This is a genomic window from Mucilaginibacter gossypii (assembly GCF_900100945.1).
Classification (GTDB): domain Bacteria; phylum Bacteroidota; class Bacteroidia; order Sphingobacteriales; family Sphingobacteriaceae; genus Mucilaginibacter; species Mucilaginibacter gossypii.
This window is the reverse complement of record NZ_FNCG01000005.1, coordinates 91340-117732: the sequence shown is the minus strand read 5'-3', so window position 1 is coordinate 117732 and position 26393 is coordinate 91340. Positions and strand designations below refer to the sequence as shown.

General features: G+C 42.7%; 17 protein-coding genes. 9 read left to right on the top strand and 8 right to left on the bottom strand.

Annotation, left to right across the window (positions count from 1 at the left end; genetic code table 11):
- Window positions 1-15: 15 nt before the first annotated feature.
- Window positions 16-3159, bottom strand: a complete 3144-nt coding sequence (locus tag BLS28_RS12205; protein ID WP_176844441.1) for a SusC/RagA family TonB-linked outer membrane protein — start codon at window positions 3157-3159, stop codon at window positions 16-18.
- 228 nt (window positions 3160-3387) lie between these two features.
- On the opposite strand from BLS28_RS12205, the gene BLS28_RS12200 reads away from it, so the two are divergent.
- The 3 genes from BLS28_RS12200 to BLS28_RS12185 all read left to right on the top strand — a co-directional run bounded on the left by BLS28_RS12200 (window position 3388) and on the right by BLS28_RS12185 (window position 8407).
- Window positions 3388-3720 carry a PadR family transcriptional regulator gene (locus tag BLS28_RS12200; protein WP_090532189.1) on the top strand — a complete coding sequence of 111 codons (333 nt, stop codon included), beginning with the start codon at window positions 3388-3390 and terminating at the stop codon, window positions 3718-3720.
- Between the two features lie 25 nt (window positions 3721-3745).
- Complete coding sequence (locus BLS28_RS12195) at window positions 3746-5422, top strand: PspC domain-containing protein (protein WP_091167226.1); 1677 nt, start codon at window positions 3746-3748, stop codon at window positions 5420-5422.
- Between the two features lie 537 nt (window positions 5423-5959).
- A complete protein-coding gene (locus tag BLS28_RS12185; RefSeq protein ID WP_091167221.1) occupies window positions 5960-8407 on the top strand; it encodes an outer membrane beta-barrel family protein in 2448 nt (815 codons plus the stop codon).
- Window positions 8408-8543: 136 nt separating this feature from the next.
- On the opposite strand, the gene BLS28_RS12180 is transcribed toward BLS28_RS12185, so the two are convergent.
- Window positions 8544-11051, bottom strand: a complete 2508-nt coding sequence (locus BLS28_RS12180; protein ID WP_091167218.1) for a M14 metallopeptidase family protein — start codon at window positions 11049-11051, stop codon at window positions 8544-8546.
- Window positions 11052-11294: 243 nt separating this feature from the next.
- Here BLS28_RS12180 and recQ point away from each other — a divergent pair, with 243 nt between their 5' ends.
- Together recQ and BLS28_RS12170 are read left to right on the top strand one after the other, a co-directional pair.
- The gene (gene recQ / locus BLS28_RS12175) at window positions 11295-13472 is read left to right on the top strand and encodes a DNA helicase RecQ (protein ID WP_091167216.1); all 2178 of its coding nucleotides are present in this window, start codon (window positions 11295-11297) and stop codon (window positions 13470-13472) included.
- Between the two features lie 167 nt (window positions 13473-13639).
- Window positions 13640-14995: a UDP-N-acetylmuramoyl-tripeptide--D-alanyl-D-alanine ligase gene (locus BLS28_RS12170; protein WP_091167213.1), complete on the top strand. Its 1356-nt coding sequence runs from the start codon at window positions 13640-13642 to the stop codon at window positions 14993-14995.
- Between the two features lie 116 nt (window positions 14996-15111).
- Here the strand turns inward: BLS28_RS12170 and BLS28_RS12165 are convergent, their stop codons facing one another.
- The 5 genes from BLS28_RS12165 to BLS28_RS12145 form a co-directional block, all read right to left on the bottom strand.
- Window positions 15112-17472 (bottom strand): ABC transporter permease, encoded by a 2361-nt coding sequence (locus BLS28_RS12165; RefSeq protein WP_091167210.1) that lies wholly within the window; start codon window positions 17470-17472, stop codon window positions 15112-15114.
- Window positions 17473-17614: 142 nt separating this feature from the next.
- Complete coding sequence (locus BLS28_RS12160; RefSeq protein WP_091167207.1) at window positions 17615-19981, bottom strand: ABC transporter permease; 2367 nt, start codon at window positions 19979-19981, stop codon at window positions 17615-17617.
- A gap of 334 nt (window positions 19982-20315) precedes the next feature.
- Window positions 20316-20591, bottom strand: a complete 276-nt coding sequence (locus BLS28_RS12155; protein WP_091167204.1) for a hypothetical protein — start codon at window positions 20589-20591, stop codon at window positions 20316-20318.
- A 4-nt stretch (window positions 20592-20595) separates the two neighbouring features.
- On the bottom strand, window positions 20596-21387 hold the full coding sequence (locus tag BLS28_RS12150) for an SDR family NAD(P)-dependent oxidoreductase (RefSeq protein WP_091167200.1): 792 nt from the start codon (window positions 21385-21387) through the stop codon (window positions 20596-20598).
- A gap of 2 nt (window positions 21388-21389) precedes the next feature.
- Entirely contained in the window at window positions 21390-22373 is a 984-nt protein-coding gene (locus BLS28_RS12145) for an NAD-dependent epimerase/dehydratase family protein (protein ID WP_091167197.1), read from the bottom strand.
- 137 nt (window positions 22374-22510) lie between these two features.
- On the opposite strand from BLS28_RS12145, the gene BLS28_RS12140 reads away from it, so the two are divergent.
- The 4 genes from BLS28_RS12140 (at window position 22511) to BLS28_RS12125 (ending at window position 25194) form a co-directional block, all read left to right on the top strand.
- The gene (locus tag BLS28_RS12140) at window positions 22511-22867 is read left to right on the top strand and encodes a TM2 domain-containing protein (protein ID WP_223266146.1); all 357 of its coding nucleotides are present in this window, start codon (window positions 22511-22513) and stop codon (window positions 22865-22867) included.
- 32 nt (window positions 22868-22899) lie between these two features.
- On the top strand, window positions 22900-23997 hold the full coding sequence (locus tag BLS28_RS12135) for a Nif3-like dinuclear metal center hexameric protein (RefSeq protein WP_091167193.1): 1098 nt from the start codon (window positions 22900-22902) through the stop codon (window positions 23995-23997).
- Entirely contained in the window at window positions 23997-24740 is a 744-nt protein-coding gene (locus BLS28_RS12130) for a zinc ribbon domain-containing protein (protein WP_090532210.1), read from the top strand. Before BLS28_RS12135 ends, BLS28_RS12130 begins: the two co-directional genes overlap by 1 nt.
- Before the next feature lie 82 nt (window positions 24741-24822).
- Window positions 24823-25194 (top strand): ribosomal maturation YjgA family protein, encoded by a 372-nt coding sequence (locus tag BLS28_RS12125; protein ID WP_091167189.1) that lies wholly within the window; start codon window positions 24823-24825, stop codon window positions 25192-25194.
- A gap of 99 nt (window positions 25195-25293) precedes the next feature.
- Here BLS28_RS12125 and BLS28_RS12120 read toward each other — a convergent pair whose 3' ends face one another.
- Window positions 25294-26364, bottom strand: a complete 1071-nt coding sequence (locus BLS28_RS12120) for a PA0069 family radical SAM protein (RefSeq protein ID WP_091167186.1) — start codon at window positions 26362-26364, stop codon at window positions 25294-25296.
- Between the last annotated feature and the right edge of the window lie 29 nt (window positions 26365-26393).

Sequence of the window (26393 nt, the reverse complement as noted above, 5' to 3'; positions counted from 1 at the left end):
TATTTTTTAAACTAATTAAAACGTTACGTGAAGATCAGCACCGTAAACACGGGTTGCAGGCGTTTGCGAAGCACTGTTTGTACCAACATCGTTACCAACAGAGTTACTGAACTCAGGATCGCCCCAAGGGTTGCTTTTCGGAGTCCATAACGCCAGGTTACGACCGGTTAATGCAAAGCTTAAACCTTTGATGAATCCTGTTGTACGGATAAATTTAGTTAAGTCAAAATTAAGTGCGATTTCACGGATTTTCCAGAATGCAGCGCTCGATACCCTTGGGCCGTTTGCGGTGTTATAAGCAGAACTTTGCCAGAAACCATAGTTACCATCGGCAACAGTGACATTGGTATTTGGAGTGTAAACACCCGGCGAAGTTTGGATAACCGAATTAGGATACACAAAACGTGAACGGCCTGCTTCGGTTGAAATTTGTGATGAACCGCCAAAGTTTAAGGTTGAACCAACACCGTTGTAGATGATGTAACCGCCGCGGAACTCACCAACACCCGATAAGGTTACGATATCGTAACTAACCTGGGCATTAACACCAAGGATGTATTTAGGCGTTGTACGGCCAAAGTTTCTTTGAGTAGGATCAACCGATGGCAAACCGGTAGTACCGCTTACAATTACACGGCCCTGAGGATCACGCAACAGATCTGAACCTTTGTAAACCGGGAAAGGCTGCCCCACCACTGCAAAAACGTTGTTATTAATTTGTAACGAGTTGATACCTGGCAATAACGATATAACTTTCGAATCGTTAATTGATAAGTTACCACCTAAACGTAAACCAACTTTGTTTTTAGCTTTGGTTAACACATCGGCGGTTAATTCAAATTCACCACCCTTTGACTCAATTTCACCAGCATTCAATAATACTTGCTGATAACCTGTAGCCGCAGAGGTACTAACTTTAAGGGTTTGATTTTTACTATTTTGTTTGTAATATGTGGCTTTTGCACTAACGCGGCCGTCAAAGAATGAAGCCTCAGCACCAAACTCAATCTCATTGATCGACTCTGGTTTCAAACCGTAGTTATAGTGAATTGAACCTGCAGTTAAAGCACCTAACGAACCATAAGGGAAACCAGAGGTAACGCTGTAGGTATCAGTTAAGTTGTAAGGATCAATTGAGATGTTACCCACGCGGCTAACCTCGCCGTATAATTTTAAGTAGCTTAAAACTTTGTTATTTTTCAGGAAGTCGAGGGCATCAGTGGGGATGAACGACACTTTACCTGATGGATAGTAAAACGACCTGTTTGCAGTACTTAAACGAGAATCACGCTCATTCCTTACTGTACCTTCAAGGAACAGGTAATTTTTGTAGCTTAAGTTTAAAGCCGCATAATATGCAACCTGGCGAATTTTTTGCTCACCCTCTGAAGCAGAGGCAATGCCACCGATTGTGTTAATATTATAAAAGTCTTTGATCAACAGGTTATTGCTACCTGTGCTCATCGCTTTACGGTATTTTTGAGTAATGGTATTACCTAAAAGTAAGTTAACACCAAGGTCGTTATTGAAAAATTTATGGTGGATAGTCACTATCGCATCTCCTTGTAACCTCGCATAGCCATCGCCATTGGCGGTACCGTCACCGTATTGGTAGTAATCATTTACCTGGCCCGGGGCTTTACCTGTAGTAAAGGTACTTTGTACACTACCTGCACCCAGCGGATCGCTGATGCTGTAAGGCGTAAAGTTTACCTCGCGGCGGGTGTATTTCTCCTGGTCGATACCAAAGTTATGTGAAACCCTGTAGTTCAGATCAACCCATTTGTTCACGGTGTATGACAAGGTTAAGTTTGACAAGAACACATCCCTTTGTTTGTTGATCCTTGAATTGTCAGTGATCCAGTATGGGTTGATGGCGTAAGCATCATAAAAATCGCTTGGATTTGAGAAGGTACCATTGTTTGAATCCCTGAAATCTTTAATATTCAGGAATGATGGCCACTGGATAAGGTTGGTGAACAACAGCGAGCCATTGTAGCCTGTACCGTAAGTGCTGATATCTGTACGGGTGTATTCAACCGAGAAATCGGCTTTGAAGTTTCCGTAACTTTTAGCGCCACGCACACTCACCGACGTACGGTTGTTTTTATCGCTTGGCACTACACCTTTTTGGTAAGCGTTCTGAGCAGAAAAATAAAATGAGCTTTTGGAATCGCCCTGAGAGAAGCTAATGTTGTTTTGTTCAACAATACCTGTGTTGAAGAAAGCTTTGATAGGATTTTTTTTCTGAGCAGAGTATGGAACCATCAATACCGGACCATTAGGACCGCCTGCAGGGTAACCAACCTGCACCATGTGACCGTCATACAGCGGACCATATTGCTGGTTTTCATAAGGAGTGTACAGCGAGAAACCGGTGATAGGATCAACATAAGGAGCGCCTTCACCCCCGTAGATACCGTATTGGTTTTGTAGTTTAGGGAAATAACCAACGTCCTGAAGCTGGAACGAATTGCTGTAAGTAATTACAGGCTTGGCATCCGTACCTCTTTTAGTAGTGATGATCATCGCACCGTTTGCTGCCTCCGAACCATAAAGCGCGGCTGCACCGGCACCTTTAAGGATGTTAATGTCGGCGATGTCGTTCGGGTTGATTGATGATAATGATCCGCCCGGGATTGGCACACCATCAACAACGATAAGCGCGGTGTTGTTACCCAGGGCCGACCTGTTACCACGTAAGGTAATCCTCACCTGAGGGTCGATACTGTTATCAATGGTTGATACCGCCAAACCGGCAACTTTTGCAGTTAAACCGTTAGCAACGTTAATAACGTTTGATTGGGTAAGTTCTTTACCACCAATTTTAGTTGATGAGTAACCGGTTTCTCTTGCCGCCTTTTTAATGCCCAAAGCACCAGTTACAACTACCTCTCCCAGCTGTTTAGCTGAGGGTTCAAGAACTGCATTAACAATTGATGAAGTTCCAACCGTCTTGTCAAGTGACGTGTAACCAACGAATGAAAATGTGAGCGTTGAATTTGCCGGTACGCTGAGAGAGAATTTACCGGCTGCACTGGTTTGGGTACCTATGGTTGTACCCTTAATCTTTACTGTTACTCCCGGAATGGGTAGGCCGTCGTCTTTGGCCGTAACCGTACCAGTAACTGTACGGTTTTGCGCGAATACTTGCGTCATAGACAACACAAGTAAGCACAAACTTACGAGTAGAAGTTTTTTCATTTCGTTAATAATAAGATCAGTTAATAGTTAATTAATCATAAAAGTAATGTTACGTTATCAAAAAGTCAAGTAATTTCTTTTAAAACGTCATTTTTTTTTCAAAAAACCAAGTTTCAGCTAAAAGAATAATAATTATAGTACTATGTATTGCATAATACAATCTAAAACATATATCTTTGTATTATGATCGTCGAAAACACCCAAACCCAAATGAGGAAAGGCATACTGGAGTATTGCATCCTCTCCATCATAGCTAAGGGCGAAACATATGCATCAGACATAATTGCTGAACTTAAGAAAGCCCAACTGCTTGTAGTTGAGGGTACTCTGTATCCTCTTTTAACCCGTTTAAAAAATAACGGACTGCTCACCTATAACTGGGTAGAGTCAATTTCCGGGCCGCCCCGAAAGTACTATGTGCTCTCGGACGAAGGCCGGGCGGTACTTGAACAATTAGATAAAACCTGGCAGGAGCTGGTATTTGCTGTTCAAACAGCTATCGGCGATAGAAAATAGAAAAACCTACAAACTCACTACAATCATGAACAAAACAATTATCATAAATATAAACGGCATGGTTTTTCACATTGAAGAAGATGCCTACGAAGTGCTGAAGAATTATATGACGGATGTAAAGCGTCATTTTTCTACTTCGGCCGATAGCCTGGAGATCACAACCGACATCGAAAACCGCATTGCCGAAATGTTTAACGAGATCCTGGCACGAGACGCCAAACAAGTTATTGTTGAGACCGACGTTAAGGAAGTTACCGAGCAAATGGGCAGCGTACAGGATTTTGAAACTGCCGAAACCGACGCCAAAGCTGCAGGTGGCAATCCGTTTGAGTACAATACCGAACGCCGCAGGCTTTTCCGCGACCCGGATGATCACCTCATCAGTGGTGTATGTGCTGGTATTGCCAATTATTTTGACATTAACCCGGCCTGGGTAAGGCTGGCCTTCGCTATCCTGGTACCTTTTGCCGCCATGGGCCTTATTATATATTTTATACTATGGATGGCTGTCCCAAAAGCCATTACCCGCGCCGACCGTATGGCTATGAAAGGCGAAAAGCAGGACTTGAAGGGTTTTAAAAAGAACTTTGAAGAAGAGTTGAGTACCGTACGTGAAAACCTTCAAAACTTTAAGCATGAAGCCAAACCGTTCATTTACCAGGTTCGCGATCTGATCAGCGATATCTTTGAACATCTTGGCGCCTTTTTAAGGGGTACGGGCAGTTTACTTGGCAAACTATTGGCTGCAGCTGTTTTATTGGCCTGCCTTGGCATGACCATAGCGCTAATCGTTTCGCTTGTCGCTTTATTTGCGGCTGGTAATATGGGCATCTACAACCTGTTTCCGTTCAACATAACTAATCACCAGGCCAATGGTATTTTCATGGCGAGCGGCTTTTTAGTACTAACTATACCTTTATTAGCCATTATTTTATCAACGATAGGCTTCCTGTTTAAAAAAGCTTCATTTAACCGTTCAATTGGTACTACCTTGTTATGTATCTGGTTAGCATCCCTGGGTGCGGTTTCATATTATGGCGTAAAAACGGCGGCCGGCTTCCGCGAGGGCGGTAAGTTTACGCAAACAGTTAAACTTAAGCCAACTACAAACAACACGTATTACCTGCAGCTGAACGACACTAAGTATTTAAGTAATGAAGACAGCACACGCCTCAAAATAAACGAGCGCTTTAAAGGCATGATCATTTTAGATGATGATTTTAATGGCGATGATATGCCAAATCGCAACGTTACCATTGATATTGAAAAGAGTGATGTTCCTCAACCTGTGCTCATCGAAACATTCAGCGCCCGCGGCAGCAATCTTGAAGAAGCCTTGATCAACGCCCGCAGTGCAGCTTACCGTTTTGAGCAAAAAGATTCTGTTTTAAATTTCGATCGGCACCTGGAAATGCCTAAAGGCTTTTTATGGCGCGGGCAGGAATTACACCTCACCCTTAAAGTACCTCTTAATGCTAAAGTTGTTATTGATGAAAAACTCGACCGCAACATCAACTTTAATATATATGAGTGCAAAGACCAGGACAAGAATAACGGCATTACAACCGCCACTTATATCATGACCACCAATGGCCTCGAATGTAAAATAGATACCAATACAACAGCGGATAAAATTATGGAGAAGATAAAAGCATCAAAAGATGCAGGTGTTCCGGATACTACCAACGCACCTGGGCGTTAAAAATCGCCTGCCCTATGAAAAGTATTTTTAAATATATAAGCCTGCTAATTTTTAGCGGGCTTATTATTCCTTTTTATTTCCTGTTGCAAACAGGAGGCAAATCGCTTTTAAACAACAGGATAAGCAATCGGGAGGCAACCATCCCCTGCCAAAATGAAATGCCAATTACCTTCCGGATTATTAAGGATATGGCAAAAAATTTAATGCCTGCATTAAAAAGTGAAAATAATCTGTAACCAACACCCCTGTTTTTGCATCTTACTATAAAAAGCAACACAATTACCATTTCCGGGTAATCCGGCAACATAAATTTAATAATCGTTAAAAAATGGCCTAAAAGCCAGGTGGGATTGTTTTGCTAAAATTTAAATCAAAAGCATTAACACAATGAAAACAATCGCCTATATCTCATAATTACTAAACCCTAAAAAACCGGAAAAAGCACCCCGGAAACTAAAAACACTTATTTACAAATTTTTAAAAAGGAGCAATCCTTTAACGGCATTGTATTGCCCTTACTTTTAAACCGAACTAAAAATGAAAGCTATCATACACAACATATTTTATACACTGCTGCTTGTTGCTATCAGCTGTAGTGTATCGTTTGCCCAGCAGGCTCCGCCTGCCGCCAAGGTATCAGGGGCCTTAGTTAACGAGCAGGGCAAACCACTTGATTATGCGACTGTAAGCCTTTTACGCGCCTCCGATTCAACTGTGGTTAAAGGAGCATTAAGTAACGATGCCGGTGTTTATGTTTTTGACAACATAAAAGCGGGCAACTATATTATTAAAGCCACTGTTGTTGGCTATCAAAAAGCTGTAAGCAAAAGCTTCACCGTGCCTGCAAATACACCGCATGTTACAGCTCCTGCTTTAAACCTGCACACAGGCAGCACCGAATTAAAGGCCGTTACCATCACCGCCACAAAACCCCTTATTGAGCGTAAAATAGACCGCACCGTAATGAACGTCGAAAACAGCGTACTTGCAGCCGGCAATACCGCCATGGAAATTTTAGAACGTGCACCGGGCGTTACTGTTGATAAGGACGATAACATCAGCCTGAAAGGTAAACAGGGCGTAACTGTCATGATCAATGACAAGCTAACCTATCTTACGGCAGCGCAGCTGGCTACTTTATTACGTTCAACTGATGGCAATACCATTAAATCTATTGAGATCATTACCAACCCATCTGCAAAATATGATGCGGCCGGCAATTCGGGCATCATTAATATTAAATTGAAAAAGAATACACAATCGGGCACAAACGGCAGTATTACCGTGGGCGGTGCCAAAAGCAAATACTGGCGCGATAACAGCAGCCTAAACCTTAATCACAAACAGGGCAATCTCAATGTGTTTACCTCATTAAGCAGGGGTGATAACAAACGCGGCCACGATATTGGCATTGACCGTATCATTACTGATTCGCTTGGCAATAAAACTTATTTCAACCAGAAATCAAACCTGCCAAGCATCAACCATTACAACAACTATCGTTTAGGTGCCGACTATGACCTAACCCCGAAACATACCATAGGTTTTGTGGTAAGCGGCTATTCAAACAGCGAAAAAGACTTGAATGATAACCGCACAATTATCGGCAAACAATTTGGCGTGCCCGATTCTTCGTTGCACACTACATCAGATATCAGGCAAACCTATAAAAACTTCGCCCTTAACCTTAACGACAGGCTTAAGCTTGATACCAGCGGCCAGGAGCTGAGCATTGATTTGGATTACTCTAAATTCAAAAACAACTCCAATGCCATGTACAATACCGATTATTTTTTACCTGATGGAAGTATACAGCATGAACCACAAATGCTGCGTAACCAAACACCTTCAACCATAAGCATCTACACCGGTAAAGCTGACTACACCAAACCGCTTACCAAAACCATCAAACTGGAAGCCGGGGTAAAATTCAGCAGTGTTAAAACCGATAATGACCTGCAAGCGCAGATCTTCAGCAACGGTGCTTATATTAATGATACTACACGTACCAACCGGTTTATTTACACCGAAAAAATTAATGCCGGGTATTTGAACCTGAATAAGCAATTCAAAAAATTCTCTGTACAATTAGGCTTACGTGCCGAACAAACCCGATCTACAGGTAACCTTATTGGTAGCACACCTGTTAAGAGAAGCTATTTAAATCTTTTCCCAAGCGTATTCATTAATCAAACCATTAATGATAAAAACGAAGTAAGCTTTTCATACAGCCGCCGTATCGACCGTCCGGGCTATGACGACCTGAACCCTTTTGTTTATTACCTTGACCCTTACACTTATTCGCAAGGTAACGCGTTCCTGAACCCGCAATACACTCAAAACTTTGAGCTTAATTATACTTATAATAAAACCATCAACGTAAGCCTCGGTTACAGCCATACTACCGATGCTATTACCGAGCTGATTTTAACAGAAGGCAAGCGTTCATTTGAAACACATCAAAACCTGCAAACCCAAACCGGTTACAATGTCAACGTCAACACACCATTCACCATTACCAAATGGTGGGAGGGCAATGTTAACGCAACCGCGTTTTACCTGGGCTTTAAGTCGGATACCCTTGCCGGTCAAAAGTTCAATGATGGGCAATGGGCTTTCCAAGGCCGTACAACACAAACATTCAAGTTTGCAGGCTACCGCTTTGAAGTAACCGGCGATTACCAATCATCATTAACCTACGGCATTTACAAGATCAGGCCGCGCTACTCGGTAGATATGGGTGTCAGTAAATCATTCATGGAAAAGAAATTCAACATCAAAGCTTCATGCGATGACATCTTCAACATTCGCCGCAATGATTTGAGCAGCCAGGTGGTGAACAATAACTTTGTTATCAAACAAAAAAATGATACCCGGGTAATGCGCCTTACTTTTACTTATAACTTTGGTAACAGTTCTATCAAAATGCGTCAGCACCGCAGCGGCGCCGATGATGAAAAAGGAAGGGTAAAGGGGAATAATTAACCCCCCAGCCCCCTGAAGGGGGAGCCTTTGATTAGCATGGCTATAAGTTAAAATTAAAGGGCTTGTTTCCAAAATGGAAACAAGCCCTTTAATTTTAAAGCGATGTAGCTGCTCCCCCTTCAGGGGGCTGGGGGGCTTACTGCCCCACCATAAATACGGCATTACTGAACAACAGCTTACCGTTTTCCCAGAAGCTGCGGAACAACGGGTCATCAACCATATAAACTACCGAACCGCGGCCCATGGGCTGTACGCCAAGCAGCAAACCGTTTATGATCTTCTTTTTTGATTCGGCACCTACAAAGCCTGATACGTAACTATCCTTTTTTATAGTGCCTACGTTCCAGCCATCATCGCCAGAGAAAAGATCGTAGATATCATCATTCAACTTTAATGAATAGTAGTAATCCGGCAAGCCAAAACCAAGCGGATGGGTATTGTCAAGGTTCAGTTTATAAATAGCGCCTGGAATAGACTCGCTAAGCGCTAACCGGTCGCGATCTCCATATAACTTAACCGTTTTATCCTTGTCCTTTTCTTTGTCCTTATCTTCTTTTTTCTCTTCCCTATGCTTAATCAGGAAGCCTTTTTTATCAACCAGTAACGATACAGCATTATCCACGGCTATCAGCTTACCACCATCACGGATCCAGTTTTGTAATTTCTCCGAAGGGAAATCTTCATAACGGCCATCGGGGCAAATCACCACATCAAATTCGCCCAGTTTTGTGCGACTTAAGTCCTGATACCTTATTAAAGTAACCGGGTATCCAATCTGCGCCTCAAACAAATGCCAAACTTCGCCCATAGCTTCCGAATTAACACCGTCGCCGGCAATCAATGCTATTTTAGGTTGATGGATAAACCTTACCGCATCCGAACCAATATCCGATCCTTTATCAACAAAGCCTGTTGAAATAGGAGTGATCTCCTGATTAAGTGCTGCAGCTGTTTGTGTAACCACCTGGTCAAAAGCAGCCAGGTCGTTGCCCGCGCGGGTAACAATTAATGAACCTGCTGTAAATTGCTTGCCCCCTGCTTCAAAAGGCTTCTCGGCATAACGCACTTTAATCTTCTTTTTTAGCAAAGCAGCCAAAAACTTCACATCATTAACCGATTGCCACGCCGATACATATGCGTAAGCATGTGTATTTACCAGAGGCTTAGGCTCGGCCACGCTCCATTCGGTACTGGCAGGTTTAAATGATTCCTTCAATCCGTAAGCTTTCAATCCATAAGCATACGGAAGCGACCATGCCGTGATATCATATGTATTCGAGTCCGGGATAAAGGTTTTGGGCTCCAAAAGCACATGCAGTAATACTGCTTTAGGCTGATAGGCATTAACTACCAGGTCGTTTGCGCCAACATTATATTGCTCCGTTTTTTGGGTAACATAGTTAAAGCCGGTAACGGTTTTATTAGCTAAGCCAAAACCATACTGGATGCCGTTGCGGCCCAGCATTTTTGCCAACGCGTTAATTTTATTATTGTTATCGTTTTTAATAACATAGGTTTTGTAATCGCCCGGGGGATTGGCCCGACTGTTGTCAAAAAACTTTTTATACTCATCCAAAAGCTTTTGAGTATTTAACGCGGCTATTTCAAGCGTGCTTAAACTTGTTGAGTGGTGATGGGCTACACGTTGCACCAAGGTAAGGGTATCACCGCTGCGGGTAACCACAGCCAAACCGGCACTGATACCACCTTGCTCATACGTCATGCCGATAGAGCCATTGTATAAAGGATAAGTATCGCCATATGACGGGTAAAGCAGATCGAACTCGTATTTTGTAAAATACATCCAACCGTTCTGGTCAAAGTACTTGGCATTGTTTTTACCAATGGTGATCTGGAACTGGCGTTGCCATTGGGTAATATCTTTATGGTAAGGCTCGGCAGCAGGGGCAAAGTAATATGGTGCGTTATAACCCTGCTCATGGTAATCAACATGTACCTGCGGCAACCATTGATTATACAAACCTACACGTGCCTGGGTTTCTTTTTGCTGTTGCCATGCCCAATCGCGGTTAAGGTCAAAATAAAAATGGTTTACCCTGCCACCCGGCCATGGTTCAACGTGCTCGCGCGATGTTGGGCTGGGATCTGGCGCAGCGCCAACTACCGAATTATAAAAATTAACATAGCGGTCGCGCCCATCGGGGTTTAAACAAGGATCGATAACAACAACCATATTTTTAAGCCAGGCTTTAGTAGCAGCATTTGCCGGATCAACCATGTCAAACAAAGTCCACATCGAAGCTTCACTTGATGCAGGCTCGTTACCGTGTACATTATAGCTTAGCCAGGTAACAACAGGCATGGCAGTGCTGCCGCCGCCGCTTTCTATCCCGGCCAGTTTAAGGTTATTATGACGGATCTCTTCCAGCCTGCCAATATTTTCATCAGAAGCGATGAACATCGCCAGTAAAGGCCGGCCCTCGTTGGTAGTACCAAACTGCTGTAGTTTTACATTTTTTGAAACCGACGCAACGTATCTAAAATATTCGGCGATACGATAATGTGGAGTAAAATGCTCACCCAGTTTATAACCCAGGAACTCCTGCGGCGATTGGATCTTTTGCGCAAAGGCCGGGCAAAAAAAACTTACAAATACAAAAAGGAGTAAATGTTTTTTTATCATAAATAAATAATAGATATATAGGAGAAAAGAGATAAGCTAATATGCAGAAAAATATTGGCAAATTGTTAGATGTGCAAATTTCAGATGTGCATATGTAAATGATAAAATGTAATTACAGTTAGTTAAGGTAGAAGAGAACCGCACATCTGGAATTTGCACATCTATAATTTAAAATTTGCACATCTGAAATCCGCATATTTATAATCTGAAATCTGCACATTTGCATATCTGCAATCAACAAACATGACACCTATTCAGGCCCTGCAAAAATACTTTGGTTATAGTACCTTCAGGCATGAGCAGGAGGCTATCATTCAAAATATACTTAAGGGGCAGGATGTAATGGCGCTGATGCCTACCGGTGGCGGCAAATCATTGTGCTACCAACTGCCCGCTGTTTTGCTTGATGGCTTGACCATTGTAATATCACCGCTTATTGCGCTGATGAAAGACCAGGTAGATAGCCTGAACGTTAACGGCATCCCTGCGGCTTTCCTCAATTCGTCGTTAAATCCCGAGGAAACGAGGGTGCTGGTAAACCGGCTCCGAAACAATGAGATCAAACTACTTTACCTTGCCCCCGAACGTTTGTTCAGTGCCGAAAGCAAAGAGAATAAAGAAAGTAAGCTTATTCCTTTTTTAAAAACGCTGAAAGTTTCCCAGATAGCAATTGACGAGGCGCATTGTATCTCATCATGGGGACATGATTTCAGGCCTGAGTATTTAATGCTTGCCGGGCTTAAGGAAGAGTTTCCGTCGGTGCCGGTTATAGCACTTACGGCTACTGCGGATAAGCTTACACAAAAAGATATTCTTGAAAAGCTCAACCTTCATAAGCCGGCAATATTTGTATCCTCATTTAACAGGGCAAATATTACTTACCGCGTAGCGCCTAAAAAGAACAGCTTTAAACAGCTCATCGCCTTTTTAAATGAACATAAGGATGAGTCGGGGATTATTTATTGCCTATCCCGTAAATCTACCGAGGCTTTGGCCGAGGATTTAAAAGATGAAGGCTTTGCTGCCGAGGCCTATCACGCCGGTCTTAGTAATGAAGTTAAAGCCCGTAACCAGGAAGCTTTTTTACGTGACGACCTCAAAATCATCGTGGCAACCATCGCCTTTGGTATGGGTATCAATAAATCAAACGTGCGCTATGTAGTACATGTTGATCTGCCAAAAAACATTGAAGGATATTACCAGGAAACCGGCAGGGCTGGGCGCGATGGGCTTCCATCGGAAGCATTGTTGCTTTACTCGCCCGGCGATGCAATGAAATTGCAGGCTTTTGCCAAAGTTGAAGGCAACGAGCAGCAAAGCCGCATCATGCTTAATAAGCTTAATGATATGGTTAAATATTGTCAGCTGCTATCGTGCCGCAGGCAATACCTGATGAAATACTTCGACGAAGAATTTCCGGCCAAATGCGGCTCATGCGATGTTTGCTTAACTGAATATAAACGTTTTGATGGCACGCTGATCGCTCAAAAAGCGCTCTCGGCGGTAGCCCGGTTAAATGAACGTTTCGGGGCTAACTATGTAATAGATTTTTTGCGGGGATCGAAAAGCGATAAGATCCGTGAAGAACATAAGCAGTTAAAAACCTACGGTATCGGTGCAGATATCAGCAAGGCCGACTGGCAGCACCACATCCGCGAGCTGGTTACCATGGGCTATCTGCAAACCGCCGGCGACGAATATCCGGTTTTAAAGCTTACCGCGCAAAGTGCAGCTGTTTTAAAAGGCGGCCAAAAAGTTGAGTTTATTGAAATAGAAAAAGTTGAAGAAGTTCATCATGAAGAAAGCCTTCCTTATGAGATTCCGTTATTCAACCGGTTAAGGGAAGTTAGGCGGGGCATTGCCGAGGGTGAAAATGTACCGGCTTATGTTATTATATCCGATGCTACACTGCAGGAAATGGCTACCTACCTGCCACAAAGTTTGGATGAATTGCGAATGATTTCTGGTTTTGGCGATATTAAACTGGCCCGTTATGGTCGCGAACTGCTTGAACCGGTTAAGATTTATTGTGCTGAAAAAGGCCTCGGTTCAAAAATAAAACAGAAATCGCCTAAACGGGAGCGGAAGGCGAAATCACCGGGGCAAACCAAATCTTCTTCGCGAAGCAATGATACTAAAGCCGAAACGTTTAACCTATATCGCTCCGGAAAAACCGTTGTCGAAATAGCTGCTGAGCGTGGGTTCACTACAGCTACCATAGAAACACACCTGAGTTATTATGTACAAAACGGCGATCTGGATATCACCGAAATAGTTCCGCAGAAAAAGATCGCTGTTATTGCCGACGCCGTTGAAAGTTATGGAACTGAAAGACTATCGCCCTTAAAAGAAGTTTTAGGCGATGATTACAGCTACGGTGAAATCAAAGCTGTAATTGGCTGGATGAACAAGGGGGAATAATTTTTGTTAAGTTTGAAACCTTGGGCTCGTTTGCAACGAGCGCTTAAAATGGGCTTGCGTTTTAAACGCAAGCCCGGCGATACAATCGCCGAGCCACGTTAAGCACTCGTTGCAAACGTACGCAAGCTAATGATGACATATTTTTGAATTGTATTTGTTCAACACACATGACTACCACAACCCAACTGTACGATATATACCTCAAACACCCCGTAATTAGCACCGACACCCGGAAGATAGTGCCTGGCAATCTGTTCTTCGCCCTCAAAGGCGATAAGTTTGACGCCAACACTTTTGCACAAAAAGCAGTTGAGGCCGGTGCAGCTTACGCAGTAATTGATAACGCCGAATATCAACTGGGCGAACAGTATTTATTGGTTGAGGATGTTTTAACTACCTTGCAGGATTTAGCGCGTTATCATCGCCGTCAGCTTGACATCCCGGTTATCGGACTTACAGGTACCAACGGAAAAACCACCACCAAAGAACTGATCAATGCCGTATTATCGCAGCATTTTAAAACCCAGGCTACCCAAGGCAATTTAAATAACCATATTGGTGTACCACTTACAATTTTAACCATTGATGCCAGCCACGAGGTGGCCGTTATTGAAATGGGGGCCAATCACCAAAAAGAGATCGAGATGCTTTGCAGTATTGCTCAACCATCGCTTGGCTTAATTACCAATGTTGGTAAAGCGCATCTGGAAGGTTTTGGCGGAGTTGAAGGAGTGAAGAAGGGTAAAGGGGAGTTGTATGATTATTTTGCCCCCCTGCCCCCTAAAGGAGGAGTAAGCAAAACAGATGGTGCTGTCTTTGTCAATAGCGATGATACTGTTTTAATGGAGATGGCTGCTGTCCGTCGTTTACCTCACGTGGAGTATTACGGAACCGATGCTATTGACAATCTCATCAGCGGTGAACTGTTGGAAAATTCTCCGTTGCTCACTTTAAGTTGGACCAATAATAAAACCGGCGACTGCTATCAAGTTAAAACCCAGCTAACGGGTACTTATAACCTGCCCAATATTTTAGTAGCCATATGTATAGGCACCTATCTCGGTTTACCGGCTAATGAAATCAACGCCGGTATCGAGGGTTATCAGCCTAAAAATAACCGCTCGCAAATTGTACAAACAGCTACTAATACGCTCATTTGCGATTATTACAATGCCAACCCAAGCAGCATGTTTGTAGCCATTGAAAACGTGGGCAAAATTGAAGCAAAAAGGAAGGTACTTATTTTGGGCGATATGTTTGAAATGGGGCCGGAAGCGGCTGTTGAACATGCATCTGTTATCCGCAAAGCTATGGATACCGCTGTTGATGAACGCATCTTTATCGGAAAGGATTTTTTGGGTGCTTCGCAGTCCATGGATCATGGACCATGGACCATGGACAAGTTTTATGAAACTGCCGAAGATGCCATTGCTGCTTTGAAAGCACAGCCTATTACCAATTCAACTATCCTGATCAAAGGATCGAGAGGGATGGCTTTGGAGCGGTTGGTGGAATTGTTTTAAGTTTTCAAAGTAAAGACGCATCACATGCGTCTCCCATGAGGACAGATAAGCAATCAACGCAAAACCAGTCATTCGGGAAACGCATGTGACGAGTCTCTACCAATTTGAACCAACTATTACTCCCTCCTTAAACTATCAACCGGGTTAGCCAGCGCGGCTTTAACCGATTGAAAGCTGATGGTAATAAAGGCTATCAATAGGGCGATAGCTGCCGATAAGATGAAAGTTGTCCAGCTAATACCCACTCTGTAAGCGAATGCATCCAACCAGTGGCTCATAGCCAGCCAGGCTATCGGGAAGGCTATTACAATAGCAATCAATACAAGCTTTATAAAATCTTTGGCTAATAAGGCAACAACATTAGTAACGGTAGCGCCTAAAACCTTTCGCACGCCAATTTCTCGGGTACGCACCTGGGCGGTGTAAGCAGCTAAACCAAGCAGGCCAAGACAAGAAATTAAAATCGCGATCCCTGCAAAATAGTTAAATAAGGTACCTTCGCGCTGCTCGCCCTGGTAAAGGTTGTTGAATATGTCATCCAGGAAAGTGTAACCAAATGGAAATTGCCCATTGTATTGTTTAAACTCTTTTTCGGCAGCTGCTATGGCTTTTGGCGCACCATCGCCGGTTGTTTTAATATACAGTGAAGCATACGTATCCGGGGCGTAGAAAAACACCATCGGCCCAATTTTTTCACGCATACTTGCAAAGTGAAAATCCTTTACCACGCCTATGATAGTTCCTTCAGTTTTACGCAACCTGAAACGTTTGCCTATCGGGTCTTTCATACCTAACTCCTTAATTGCAGCCTCATTCAGGATATAATGAGCCGAATCACTCACCGAGCCATCAAAACCGCGACCTGCAGTCATTTTTATCTTGAAAAAAGAAATAAAATCTTTATCAATTCCCTGCGGGTGCACGATAAATGTTTGCCCTGTGGCTTTGCCATCCCAATCATTATCGCCCGAGATGCCGCCGTTGTTAACAATATTTCCGCTTGATCGGGTTACCGCCTCAACACCCGGTTGTTTCAACAGTTCGGCTTTAACAGCATCATAATGATCTTTCATATCGCGCATCCAAAAAGCAAACACATGGCTTTTATCATAGCCTAAATTTTTAGACCGGATGTAATTAAGTTGGCTGGTGATTACGATTGTACCGATAATAAGCACAACCGAAAAGGTAAACTGTACCACTACCAGGATTTTACGGAAAACCACATCGCCAATGCCATTGGATATTTTACCCTTAAGTGCCTTTAAAGGTTCAAAAGATGATAACAGGAGCGCCGGGTAAATACTGGACAATACAAGTGTAGCAGTAATGGTACCCGCAATAACTAACCAGATATGGTAGTTGGAAAGATTAAATACCAGCTGCTTACCCGCAATTTCATTAAATACAGGAATTACGTTATAAATTACCAACACTGCTAAAACCGACGAAAGGATAAACAGCAAAGCTGTTTCTACCACAAACTGCATAAACAATTGTGTTTTTGCCGCGCCGATGATCTTTCGCATGCTTATTTCCTTGGCGCGCAGCATGGCCCGCGCGGTTGAAAGGTTAACATAGTTGATACAGGCAATTACTAATATTACTAAGGCGATAATGATAAAGATATGTACAGTGCTGATCCCCCGGTCGGTACCATCAGCATTATAAAGGTGCATTTTAGTTGCGGGCAGCAAGAGGTAATCGGCATCGGTATCTTCAGGCTTCCGTTTCAGGTGAACTTTATTCAAATCGGCCGATAGCTTTTTTAAAGAAGTACCCGGCTTCAACAACAAATAGGTTTCATAAGCGTAATTGCTGAAATCATGGTTCAGATCAACCTTATTGTTGGTAAACATATATTTGATATGATAGCTCATAGGCATGATCATATCATAATTAATGCTTGAGTTAAGCGGGAAATCATCAATAACGCCCGATACAGTAAAATTCTCTTTATTATCGGCCACAATAACTTTTCCTAAAGCATCTTGATTACCGAAATATTTTTTTGCCGTTCTTTTTGTAATCACTACGGAATTATCGTTCGTAAAAGGCTTTGCCTTGTTACCTTCAATCAGCGGAAAGTCAAAAACAGTAAACAGGGAGGGATCAGCAAAGCCTACCGCCTGCTCGTTAAAAATTTTATCCTGGTATTTAAATAATGAGAAAAACCAGTTATTGGTTATGCGCACCTGATCTTGCACAACGGGCAGTTCCTGTTTGGCCAGCGGCCCCATCGGTGCTACTGTTGTTTGCCAGATCTGCTTGCTGGCCCCTGTACCGCCAAAAAGCTCTACCCGGTAAATATTTGATGCGTTTTTATGAAAGCTATCAAAGCTAAATTCGTCCTGCACCCAAAGCAGGATGAGGATCCCAATGGCGAGGCCTACAGTTAACCCGGCAATATTGATCACCGAATAAAACTTATTGCGGACAAGGTTCCGCCAGGCGGTTTTGATATAGTTTTTCAGCATAAAAATCCGTTTTATTTAATTGTGTGGCATGCAAAACAGTGCCAATATCACAAATAGCTATATATCAAACAATTAAACTCAACCAACAATGAAGTACCGTTCGGATACGGACAGGTGGGTGTTCATTTATGTAACGCAAGCATCACTCAGTTCTTAAGCTCTTAATAGGGTTCACGGTTGCGGCTTTGATAGATTCATAGCCAACCGTAAGCCAGGCTATACCCAAAGCTGACCCCGATGCCAACAAGAATATCAGCCAGCTAACATTAATATGATAAGCAAATCCAGCCAGCCAGGTATTTGCCGCGTACCACGCAACCGGTAATGCTATACAGATAGCTATCAGGATCAACCTGGTAATTCCGGATGATAACAAATAAACCAGGTTAAATACCGATGCGCCCAATACCTTGCGTACGCCTATTTCCCTGGTACGCTGTTCGGCAATAAACGCCGATAAACCGTATAAACCAAGACATGAAATAAAAATGCCTATTGCCGCAAATAGTTTAAAAATATTACCCATCTGCTGCTCTCCATGGTAAAGGCTGGCCATTTGCTGATCAACAAAATTGAAGCTGAAAGGATAAGCAGGACTAATTTCTTTACTCATTTTCTCCAGAGCCTTTATAGTTGCAAAGGTTGCTCCAGGCTTAGTTCGTATAACCACATTACCGCCACCACCTGTTAAAGCAATGATCAGGGGTTCAATGGCCGACTGGGCAGGTTTGAAATTAAAGTCTTTAACCACACCAATAATAACACTGGGTTTATTGTGCAATGTCATCGGTTTGCCAATGGCTGCCGCAGGATCAGTAAAGCCCATCAAGCTCAATAGTTTTTGGTTAATGACACAATTATTTGAATCGGTTTTAATTGATTCGGAAAAGAAACGGCCTGCCAGTAATTTCAATCCGAATAGATGGGCAAAATTTTCGCTCACGTAAATTCCCGGCGTCGGGTTTCCGAGCGTTTTGGGGTCTTTGCCGGGCCATGAAACGTTTGCGCCAGCTCCCACATCTATAGGAAGTTCGTTGGTAATAGCAAAATCACTGGTGAGCGGATTTTGCCGTAGCTCATTTCTCAGCAAAGCTTCTTTATCTACCATGTCACCGTTCATGTCCATATATAAAAGACTGGATTTGTTAAAGCCGGGATTTCTTTCTCGTACAAACTTAAGTTGCTGGTAAATAACTATCGTACCTATCAGTAAAACCACCGAAACAACAAACTGGGTCACCACCAAAGCATGGCGAAAAATTAAATTACCGCCCATTGATTTCACATTCCCCTTAAGCACTTTAACAGGATTAAAACCCGATAAAAACAATGCCGGGTAACTTCCCGATATCACCCCTGTTAATAACGCGATACATAACAGACCAAGCCAAAGATTCGCATCGGCAAAATCAATGGTAAGTTGTTTACCAATCAGCTGATTAAACATCGGCAGGACCAAAACTACTATCCAAAGTGCAAGAAGCAGCGATAAAAAAGCAGTGAACACGGCTTCGCTTAAAAACTGAAATATCAGTTGAAACCTTTGCGCCCCAGCTACTTTGCGCAAGCCAATTTCCTTTGCCCGTCGGGCCGAACGCGCAGTAGCCAGGTTCATGAAATTGATACAGGCAACGGCAAGTATTAAAATAGCTACAACAAAAAACATTTTTAGGTATAGCGCATTACCGTGCCCGGGTAAATCCATCTCTATCGCCGGGGCCATATGGATTTGGGTAATCGGCTGAAGATGGAAAGCGCTCTTCATTTGCGGTTCGTATTTATGGTAGATCTGGAAAATCTGGCTTTCCAGCTTTTTTAAATTGACAGGGCTTGGATCAAAATTTTCATCTAACTGAAGATAAGTATGAAAATACGGCGCTTCCCATTGATATTTTTCAACCTTTGGGTTAGCTCTGTACAATGCTGCTGTTGGCATTACAAAATCAAATTGCATGTGCGAGTTAGCAGGGATGTTGGCTAAAACCCCGGTCACTACCACGTTTTCACTATTGTCTTTTTTCAGAAACTTGCCAACGGGATTTTCATTACCAAAATATTTCACGGCTGTAGCTTCCGTTATTAAAACGCCATCTATTTGCTTTAGAGCTTCTGCACGATCACCTTTTACAAGCGGGAATGAAAATACATCCAGAAAATTGGGATCGGCATAAATTACCCTGTCTTCTATAAACCTTTTGTCGTTGGCTCCAAACAAGTAACTCTTCGTGTTTATACGTACTGCATTTTTCACAGCCGGTAATTGCGCTTTTACCGAGGCAGCCATTGCAGTGGGTGTGCCGGCCATGGTTAAGCCATCAACATCCCAGTTTATACGATATAGTTGTGCCGCATTTTTATGAAACATATCGTAACTCAGTTCGTTTTGTACCCAAAGCAATATCAGGATACTTGCTGCGAGGCCAATTGCCAAACCAGATATATTAATAACGGAATAGGTTTTGTCTTTAATTAAATTGCGGTAAGCGAGTTTAAAGTACGTTCTGATCATGGTTATGTAGGTTTAAGTTTTCCTAACGAAAAGAACAATTTTATTCATCAATATACAGTCCCCAACAGCGTTATGCTATTATACTCACAGATATGTCCCAATAATCTTTTTCAGCACATATTTAAACTAATCAGGCATCGCATTTGTAATATCGGTACAGGTACCATAACATGATATTAAATTTCATGCCACAATATAAATAACTTACAATGAACACATTGAAAGGCAATAAAGGACACTATTGTTCGGAAACGTTACAGCCAGTGTACGGCTTTAAACGGTTAGGTCTGGTTATTAAACTATTACTGAATAAATTACCTGGATAGCAATGCGATCAACCTTCAAAAACCGAAGTTATGATGTTATGGTTCACCAGGATCCGCATCAGCATCTCGACTGAGAAATCGCGGGTTATGTCAATACTGATAAAATCTGTTTCTCCATTTTTCACCTCGCAGGCATCGCGGTCAAAATACAATACCAATCCGCGCATACTGCCCGAGATAATAACAATACGTTCGTTATTAATAAGCTTAAAACTATTGCGCGTGCGCTTGAAAAAGCTGCAAAGGTTTTTAATATGCCGATAGGTAAGTAATGAAATGATCATGCTGTCAGCTTTTAATAATGGTGGCCAGGCGCTGCCTTATAATGATGTCTTTAACAGCGGCAGGCAGCAAACTGTTTAGTAAAACAAGCATCCTGTTTATCATGCCAGGTATAATTTCTTTTTTTCCTTTCAGCAAACCATCAATTGCTATACGTGCCACGTGCCCGGGCTCCATAATAGTTGCCTTTGATATGCCTCTAAGCTTATTATTCATTACCAGCAGCTCAGGCTTGGTGTTAATGCCTCCGGGACTAAGCAGGCTGATTTTCACATTTGAGCCCTGAAGTTCCAGCTGCAAACATTTGGTAAAATACCTGATAAATGATTTGGTAGCACCGTAAACCTGCTTTTTAGGCACTACAAACAAGCCGCCCAAGCTCCCTACATTCAATATATAAGAGGTAGTAGAGACATCGGCCTGGGCCAGGAACAGGCGGGTAAGCAGTACAGGTGTAATCACGTTCAGTTCAATTTGCTTTTTATAAAACCCAATGTTCAAATCTTCAAACCACGACCAGTTACCTAAACCCGCATTATTGATGAGTAGGTGGGCCGTAATTTGCTTATCACTAAGGTAATTAAAAATAGCCGGGTAACTTTCGGCAAGGGTTAAATCAATTTCAAGATAACTTACTTTAACCTCAAAATTTTTGCGGATAAACGATGCCAGTTCGGGCAGACCTGAACCCGGCAATGAAACCAGTACCAGGTTTACATGGCGTAATGCCAGTTCAATGGCAAATGATTTGCCCAACCCTTCGCTGGCTCCGGTTATAATTGCAGTTTGATGTACCATGTTCAGGCTTGTTTAAGGTAGTTGATTGTTTTGTGCATCCCTTCGGCAAAGGGGGTTATCCGATAACCCAATTGGGTTATAGCCTTATTGCTGCTATACTTTTGATCATACTTTAAACGTTCGGCAAACTCAGGTAAAAAAAAGGGGCGTAACCCGGTAAGCTGTGCTTTCAGCTTTTCAAGATGGCTGTAAAATTCGATAGCCTTTAACGGCAGATGAATGAGACGATGTTGTTTACCTGATACCTGATGTACTGTTTTGAAAAAATCATTAAAACTAATATCCTCTCCGCCCAAGATATAGCGTTCGCCGCTGGTTCCATTATTCATAGCCGCAAAATGTCCATCAACCACATCAGTTAAAAAAGCATAATTGGCTACCTGTTCGCCGTTGCCGGGAATAAAATGCCATTTGCCGCGTAAATAGGCCAAAACCATTTTACCCACTGTATTACTTTCGGTAACAGGCCCTTCGCCATATACGCGTGATGGATTTACTGTAACGATGTATATCCCTCCCTGCTTTGCAAAGTTTTGCACCTCCAATTCTGCCAGGTATTTGGTACGCTCGTAAGCAATGGGGAAACCAGCTATTCTTGGATCATTCTCGCTCATGGGATGTTTTACTGTTGGGCCCCAAACACCGCAGGTTGATGTGTAAACTATTTTCTGTACACCGGCACCTGCTGCAACTTCAAGTACGTTACGGGTACCAACAACATTGGTTTCATGGTAATCATCCGGGTTACGGCACCACATTTTGGCCATGGCGGCTGTATGATACACCTGCTGGCAGCCCTGCATTGCCCTGCCCAGGCTTTGCCGGTACATGATATTGCCTGTAACCGGTTCAATATTTTTATGCTTTATTAAATATGGATGATCGGTATTACGGCATAAGGCTTTAACATCATAGCCCTGCATAGCCAGCGATAACGTGAGCTGCCTGCCAATAAACCCTGTTGCCCCGGTTACTAAAACTTTCATACAGGTATTACAACCTCACTATTGTTTACCCCTACGTATGGAAAAGAATTTTTAAATCATTTTTTAACCTATAGTTTTAATGCGGTAAATATTTAAATTTGGCTTATTACTTTTTAATAAGCCTTACCTATATGAACATGTACCAGGACCCACATAGTACGTTTGCCGGTTTTTCGCCAGAAGAGTTGGGATTTTTACAGCACGCCACCCCCGATCTGACAGAAAGCCAGAAAAAATATTTTTACATGGTTTATAGCAATAAGCGCAAAAACTCGCAGGATATATTGTTATTTACCTTGCTTGGTTTTGTAGGCTTTGCCGGCATTCAGCGCTTTGTATTAGGCCAGATTGGGATGGGTATTGTTTATTTACTAACAGTAGGCTTTTGCTGGATTGGCACCATTGTGGATTTGATCAACAATAAGTCGATAACTTTGGAGTATAATAAGAATATGGCTTATGAAAGCTACCAAATGGCTAAAATGAGCAGCTAAACAAAGCCGTTATTTATCTCTAAAAAAACTTAATGAAACTATCTGCCCTAACCGCTTACCTTGAAAGCCTCGCGCCACTTAATTACCAGGAAGATTACGACAATTCTGGCCTGATAGTTGGCAACCCGGAGCAGGAGGTAAGCCAGGCCCTGATCTCGCTTGATTGCACCGAAGCTGTGGTTGATGAAGCCATCGCCACCGGCTGCCAGGTGATCATATCTCACCACCCTATAGTTTTTAAAGGGATCAAGAAATTCAACGGTAAAACTTATGTAGAACGCGTGGTTGAAAAAGCTATCCGTAAAGGTATTGCTATATACGCTATTCACACCAATTTGGATAGCATCATGACCGGTGTTAATGCCCGCATCTGCGAAACTTTGGGTTTAAAAAACAGCCGAATACTGCTGCCCAAACATAACCTGATCAAAAAACTGGTTACGTACGTTCCGCTAAACCATGCCGACACTGTACGTGATGCTTTGTTTGCAGCAGGTGCAGGCAATATTGGTAATTACAGCGAGGTTAGTTTTAATGCAGAGGGAACAGGGACATTTAAAGGCAATGATGCCGCAACCCCTTATGTGGGCGAAATTGGCAAACGCCACAAGGAAGATGAGATCCGCATTGAAACGGTATATCCGGCCAATTTGGAGAGCAAGATCCTGATGGCGCTGATCCTGGCCCATCCGTATGAAGAAGTTGCCTATGATCTTTACAATTTAACCAATCAGCACCAGCAGGTAGGCTCGGGTATGATAGGCGAGCTGGAAATGCCGCTTAATGAAGAAAGTTTCCTGTTTCATGTAAAGGATAAGATGCGCACGCATGTGATACGGCATACTAAATTATTAGGCAAACACGTTAAAAAAGTAGCTGTGTGCGGCGGTTCGGGAGGCTTTTTGCTAAAGCATGCCATAGCCGCAGGAGCCGACGTTTTTATCACGGCCGATTACAAGTATCATGAGTTTTTTGATGCCGAAGGAAAGATAGTTATTGCAGATATCGGACACTTTGAGAGTGAACAATTTACGCAGCAATTATTGTATGAAATAATTAGAAAAAAATTCCCTATCTTTGCCGTCCGTTTAACAGAAGTAAATACAAACCCCGTCAAATATTTTATTTAATGGAACAAACCGTAGAACAAAAGCTTAAAGCTTTATACGAACTACAAACTATCCACACCAAGATTGACAGGATCCGCCAGGTAAGGGGCGAATTGCCAATGGAAGTTGCCGACCTTGAGGACGACGTTGCAGGCCTTGAAACCCGCATCCAAAAGATCAAAGGTGAACTTGACGATGTGGAAGATGACATAGTTACCCGTAAAAACCTGATCAAAGAAGCTCAGGCGAACATCAAAAAATACGAAGGCCAGCTTAACGAGGTTAAAAACAACCGCGAATATGATGCAATCTCAAAAGAAATTGAGATCCAGGGCTTAGATATACAGGTAAGTGAAAAGAAGATTCGCGAATACGGCTTCGAAATCACCAACAAAACCCAGGTTTACGAAAAAGCATTGGCCGATCTGGAAGCCCGCCAGGCCGACCTTGACGCCAAGAAAGAAGAATTAGGCACCATTACTGCCGAAACTGAAAAAGAAGAGACCGAATTAAATGCCCAGGCTGCAAAAGCTATGGACAACATCGAAGAACGTTTATTAACTGCTTACACCCGTTTACGTCAAAACGCTAAAAACGGACTTGCAGTTGTAACTATCCAACGTGATTCATGCTCTGGTTGCTTTAACCAGATCCCTCCTCAGCGCCAGTCAGACATCCGTCAGCGTAAAAAGATCATCGTTTGCGAGCATTGCGGACGTATCCTTGTTGACGAGCAAATGGCTTTGGAAGCTGAAGAAGCATAAGCAACCATTTATAAAGTTAAATATATCAAAGGCACCCAATGGGTGCCTTTTTTGTTGCATTTATTTAGCCGATATTTATTGTATGTCTAAAACCCGGATAACCTATTTTATATTATCAATAGCAACCATTATCTTCGGCTTGCTATCCCGCCATTTTAAATTTATCCCTTTATTTATTGGCGATATTTTATGGGCTGCTATGGTTTACTTTATCATGAGATTTCTGTTTATTACCAAAACTATCAGGTTCAATGCTATTGCGGCTTTGCTGTTTTGCTTTGCGATAGAGTTCAGCCAACTTTATAAAGCGCCATGGATAGATGACATCAGGAACACACTGTTTGGCAGGCTCGTTTTAGGTGAGGGTTTTTTGTGGAGCGATTTGTTGTGTTATGTTATTGGGGTGGGGATAGGTGTTGGAGTTGAAAAGCTTTTATTCACACGGAGCCGATAGCCCTGGAAACTTTAAACCTTATTTGACTATTAACTTTAAACCACTTACGTTCTAAACTGTATATACAAGATTGTAAAAGAGCGTCGAAAGAAATTCCACTTAAAACATACTCGTCTGCTTCCCTTTCCTCGGCACAAATAAACTATAGTCATATTCGGGCATTTGCCTATCGCCCATAAAGCGTTTGCAAGCCATTTTAAACATCTGGTGAATGGATTCGGCTACCTTGCCCTCGCCGCTCATCCTGCGGCCGTAATCGCTGTCATTTAGTTTACCATCATGCGTCGCGCGGATCATATTCAGTACCTTTTCGGCACGGTCTGGAAAAGCTTTGTAAATCCAGTCGCTGAAAATCTCGGCTATGCTGCCGTTGAGCCTCACCATGGTAAAACCGGCGGCTAAAGCGCCTCTGTCAGCGGCGGCTTTAATGATATTAGGCACTTCATTACTGTTTAACCCGGGAATGATCGGCGCTGCCATTACCCGTACCGGGATGCCTTTTTCCGAAAGCTTTTGAACTACCGCCAAACGGCCTGTTGCTGTTACAGTGCGCGGCTCAAGTTTCTGCCTCAGTTGCTCATTAAGGGAGGTGATGGATATGTTTACATGTACCAGGTTCAGCCTGGCCATATCTGTAAGCAAATCGATATCCCGCAGTATAACGTTGTTTTTAGTGATGATACTAACCGGATTTTTATACTTCCAGAAAACCTCCAGCAGGGCCTGGGTTATCTTAAGCTTCCGTTCAACGGGCTGATAGCAATCGGTATTACCGGAGAGCATGATACAAACCGGCTTATAATTTTTTTTGTTGAAATATTGCTCAAGCAGCTGGGGGGCATTGGGTTTAATAATGATCTTGCGCTCAAAATCGAGCCCGGCGCTAAAGCCGTAATATTCATGGCTGTTACGGGCATAACAGTAAATGCAGCCATGCTCGCAACCCTGGTACGGGTTTATGGAGTACATATGGCTCAGGTCGGGACTGTTGGATTCGCTTACAATTTTTTTGGGCGTTTCTTCAAAAAGCTGCGTGTTGCTATTTTCAAGCAAAGGCTCGTCAATACCCTCGATATGATCAAGTACATACTTGTTTTTCAGAAACTTGTTGTGCGTATTTACCTGCGCCCCTCGTCCTTTAAAAAAATCCGGATTTTCCTCATGTGACATTGAACAAATTTGCTAAATTTATTAGCAAA